The organism is Candidatus Eisenbacteria bacterium, from assembly GCA_016867495.1.
GTDB lineage: Bacteria > Eisenbacteria > RBG-16-71-46 > CAIMUX01 > VGJL01 > VGJL01.
The window spans coordinates 1-4,347 of record VGJL01000206.1 but is presented as its reverse complement, the minus strand read 5'-3'; the positions used below and the strand labels follow the sequence as shown (position 1 = coordinate 4,347).

The following is a 4,347-nucleotide window of genomic DNA, read 5'->3' as shown; positions in this document are numbered from 1 at the left end:
TAAGATGCCAGGTCGGGCCCGCCCCGAGATCGGAGGTTGCCGGATGCGCAGGCGGTCGCTCGCAGGAGTCCTTCGACGGTCTCCCGATGTTCTCGCTCGACGGCACCCGGCTCGTCTCCTGCTCCACCCGCGAGAGCGAGAGGCACGGTGAAGGCGACATCTTCCTCGCAGAGCGGAAGGAACAAGGGAGCGCAAGCGCCCCGGTCCAATCCGCCCCTGGGCGAGCGAGGCTGGATGCTCCTCTGGGGTTGCCTCATCGTCCTCTCCAGCATTCTCACGTTCGATCCGAAGCTCTACATCAACGGGGACAACGTCGAGTACATCAACCTCGCGCAGGCCGCGCGGGAGGGTCGGCTCTGGGCGAGCCCGAAGTACCCTCCCTTCTTCGCTTGGCTGCTCGTTCTCCCGCAGGCGGCCTTTGGACTCGCGCTCCTCCCGCAGAAGATCTTCGTCGCGATCCTCCACGCCGCCTCCGGCCTTCTTCTCCTGCGCCGCGCCCGCTCTCTGCTGCCGCGCGGCTGGGGGGAGCCGGTCGCCTGGGTCGCGATGACCCTCGTCCCCGTTCTGGAGTTCGGGCACTACGTGATGTCCGAGATCCCGTATCTGCTCTTCTCGCTCCTGGGGCTCGAGGCCCTCGATCGGATGAAGTCGCAAGGCGGCGCCCGCTTCGCGATCCTCGCCGCGCTCGCCGCTGCGGCGACCTTCTACACGAGGAGCGTGGGTCTCGCCCTCTGGGCCGCGCTCGCGATCGCCGTTCTCATCGACCGGCGGCCCGGCTGGAGGCCGCGGGCGATCTTCGCCGGCCTCTCGGGCCTGCTCTTCCTGCCCTGGGCCCTCAGGGTCCTCCTCGGGCCCAGGAATCCCTATTTCCGGCAACTCATCCAGGTCAATCCGATCTTCCCCGAGTTCGGCGTGCTCGATCTCGCGGGCTGGGTCACCCGCATCGCCGGAAACGTCAAGGTCTACCTGCTGGGGGAGATCCCGACGGGCCTGCTCCCTGTGATCTTCCGCTGGACGTACGATTCCCCAGAGCGCCGCTACCACTTCCTGCCCTGGTTCGTGGGGCTGGTCCCGCTCGCCCTCATGGCGATCGGGCTCGTCCTCGCGATCCGCAAGCGGGAGCCGCTCGGCCTCTATCTCGTTCTCTACACGATCATCACCCTGATGTGGCCGGAGGTCTGGTCGGGCCTGCGATTCCTCGTCCCCGTCCTTCCGCTCTTCCTCCTCCTGCTCTTCCGCGGCCTTCTCTGGCTGGCCGAGCGCCTGCGACGGAGAGTGAGGCGGGCGCAGACGGCGGCCGCGGTCCTTCTCGTCCTCTGGATCCTCCTCGGCATTCGCAACCAGGCGATCCTCTCGCAGAAGGTCCAGAGCTACCCCCCGGACTGGAACGCCTACTTCAAGATCGCCGAGTGGATCAAGACGCGCACGAAGCCGGACGATCTGATCGTCGACCGCAAGCCGGCGATCCTGCGCTACGTCACGGGGCGGCGCGTGGTGACCTTCCCGCGCGAGGCCGATCCGAAGAAGATGCTCGAGTGGATGGACCGGGAGGGGGCCGACTACGTCGTCCTGGCCCCCATACCCTATGACGACGTCAAGCGCTTCCTCATCCCGGCCGTCGTGGCCGAGCAGACGCGCTTCGAGCCGGCCTTCGAGATCGAGGAGCCATATGCGGTCCTCTTGCGCCTGAGGCGGTGATCGACCGGATCCACACACGTTCTGCCGACAGGGGAGCCGGGGGAATTGCGTCCTCCCTCTCCTCCGTCTACCCTTCCCCATTGATGCAGCCGCTCGACGATCTGATCGCCTTCCTGAGGATCCCCAGCGTGACGGGGCAAGAGAAAGCGCTGGCGGAGCATCTCTGCGGGCGTCTCTCGGGCTCTGGACGTCCCGTCGTGCTCGATGGAAGCAGTGTCGTGATTCCGCCCGCTTCCGACCGTCGCCCTCTGGTGGTCGTCGCGGGGCACCTCGACACCGTTCCACCTCGCGGCAACGAGCAGCCTCGGATCGACGGGAACGTCGTCTGGGGTCGCGGGGCGGCGGACATGAAGGGGGGGCTCGCCGTGATCGCCTCGCTCCTCGATTCCCGCGCGTGCGGGGACGGGTGGGCCAGGCTGGGCGCGATCCTCTATGCGGGGGAGGAGGGTCCGATCGAGACGAACGACCTTCGAAGGCTCCTCGAAGGGCCGGCGGGTTGGGCGCGGGAAGCGGAGCTCGCGATCCTCCTCGAGCCGACGGACACGCATGTCGAGGTCGGGTGTCTCGGCGTCGTGAACCTCGACATCGTCTTTCGCGGCGAGGCCTGCCACAGCGCGCGCCCCTGGCTCGGCAGGAACGCGATCCACGAAGCGCTTCCCTGGCTCAAGCGAATCGCCGAGATGGATCCGATCGATCACGTGGTGGGGACCTACTCCTTCCGCGAGACCGCCTCGGTCACGATGTTGCGCGCCGGCACGGCGCGGAATGTGATCCCGGCCGAAGTCACGGCGGGCTTGAACTACCGCTATCCGCCCGGATGGGATCGGGCGAGGGGGAAGGCGGCGGCCTTCGCGCTGGCCGGCGATGCCGCGGAGATCCGCCTGATCGACGAGGCCCCCTCGGGGGACGTGCCGCTCGAGCGGCCGCTCTTCGCCGCGTTCCTCGAGGGGAGCGGCAGGCCGAGCCGCGCCAAGCAGGCCTGGACCGATGTCGCCCAGTTCAGCGAGCGCGGGATCCCCTCTCTGAACTTCGGTCCCGGAGACCCGCATCTCTCCCATCGGGACGACGAGCGAATCGATCTGCGATCGATCGAGAGCTGCATCGAGACCCTCATGTGGTTTCTCGCGGGGGACGGCCCATTCGGGCTCGGTCGAGGAGCCCGCGGGGGGCGACCGTGAGGCCGCGCAACCCGGCGTTTCACACGCTGGCGACCTATCCCTTCGTCCGGCTTGAGGAAGCCAAACGCGCGGCCGCCGCGCGCGGAGTCCGCATCATCGACTTCGGGATGGGGGATCCCCAGGAGCGCACGCCCGCCCTGGTCCGTCAGGCGCTCCTCGGCGGGCTTCCCGAGCGCGCGGGGTATCCGCCCGCGGCGGGGACGCCCGTCCTGCGGCGCGCCATCGCAGGATGGATACGCCGGCGCTTCGATGCGGATCTCGACCCCGAACTCCATGTCCTGCCCTCGAACGGCTCCAAGGAGGCGATCTATCTCCTGCACCAGGCGCTCATCGACGCCCGGGGCGACCGCCGGGTCGTCTTGATCCCGGATCCCGCATACCCCGTCTACGAGATCGGGACGCGGTTCGCGGGAGGGGTCGCGGAGCGCTATCCCTTGAGGGTGGAGGACGGCTTCGTCCCGGATCTGGACGCGATCCCGCGGGAGACGCTCGAGCGGACGGCGCTTCTCTGGCTCAACTATCCGCACAACCCGACCGGTGCCGTCGCCCCCCTCGATCTCTACCGCAAGGCCCTGCGTCTCGCCAAGGAGCACGGCTTCTGGGTCGCCAGCGACGAGGCCTACAGCGAGCTCTGGTTCGATGCCCCGCCCGCCTCCGCCCTTCAGGCCGGCGTGGAGGGGCTCGTCGTCCTCAACACGCTCTCCAAGCGCTCGGCGATGACCGGATATCGGAGCGGTTTCATCGCGGGAGATCCCGATCTGATCTCGATGCTGCGCACCGTGCGGCCGAGCCAGGGAGTCGCGACGCCGCTCTTCATCCAGTCGGCCGCCGCGGCCGCATGGGGGGACGAGTCGCACGTGGCCGAGCAGCGCGACCTCTACCGGGCCAAGAGGGAAGTCCTCCTGTCTGTCCTGGCCCGCAAGGGGCTCCGCGTCGCCGGCGGCGCGGCGACCTTCTATCTGTGGGCGCGGGTTCCCGCGGGGCTGACATCGGAGTCGTTCGCATCGAGGATGCTCGAGCACGGCCTCGTTCTCACTCCCGGGAACTACTTCGGCGCCGGCGGCGAAGGATATGTCCGGATGGCGCTCGTGCCTACGCTCGAGCTCTGTCTCGAGGCCGCGGCCATTCTCGAGAGGGTCTTGTGAAGCGAGAAGATCTCATCGCCGCAATCGCCCGCGCCTTCGCGGAGCCCGAGTTCGCCGAGACGCCCCCGGCGCGAGAGGCCGTGGCGCGTGCGATCGACATGCTCGATCGGGGAGAGGCGCGCGTCGCCGAGCCCGGGCCCGACGGCTGGATCGTCAATGCCTGGGTCCGCATGGCCGTGCTCCTCTACTTCAGGCAGACCCCCGCGCAGACTCTGCTGGCGGGGCCGTTTGAGTATCGGGACAAGGTCCCCGTCAAGCGCGGCCTCGAGGCGCAGGGGATCCGCCTGGTGCCGCCCGGGATGATCCGCTACGGAGCCTTCCTCGAG

At 68.6% G+C, this 4,347-nt stretch carries 4 protein-coding genes; all 4 read left to right on the top strand.

Features of this window, described 5'->3' with window-relative positions:
• Positions 1–147: 147 nt before the first annotated feature.
• The gene (locus tag FJY88_12230; protein MBM3288102.1) at positions 148–1,698 is read left to right on the top strand and encodes a hypothetical protein; all 1,551 of its coding nucleotides are present in this window, start codon (positions 148–150) and stop codon (positions 1,696–1,698) included.
• A complete protein-coding gene (gene dapE, locus FJY88_12225; protein MBM3288101.1) occupies positions 1,695–2,876 on the top strand; it encodes a succinyl-diaminopimelate desuccinylase in 1,182 nt (393 codons plus the stop codon). Before FJY88_12230 ends, dapE begins: the two co-directional genes overlap by 4 nt.
• Before the next feature lie 107 nt (positions 2,877–2,983).
• Positions 2,984–4,021, top strand: coding sequence for an aminotransferase class I/II-fold pyridoxal phosphate-dependent enzyme (locus FJY88_12220; protein ID MBM3288100.1), 1,038 nt, complete (start codon positions 2,984–2,986; stop codon positions 4,019–4,021).
• Positions 4,018–4,347, top strand: a 330-nt coding sequence (locus FJY88_12215) for a 2,3,4,5-tetrahydropyridine-2,6-dicarboxylate N-succinyltransferase (GenBank protein MBM3288099.1), incomplete at its 3' end; no start/stop codon positions are given. The genes FJY88_12220 and FJY88_12215, both read left to right, overlap by 4 nt.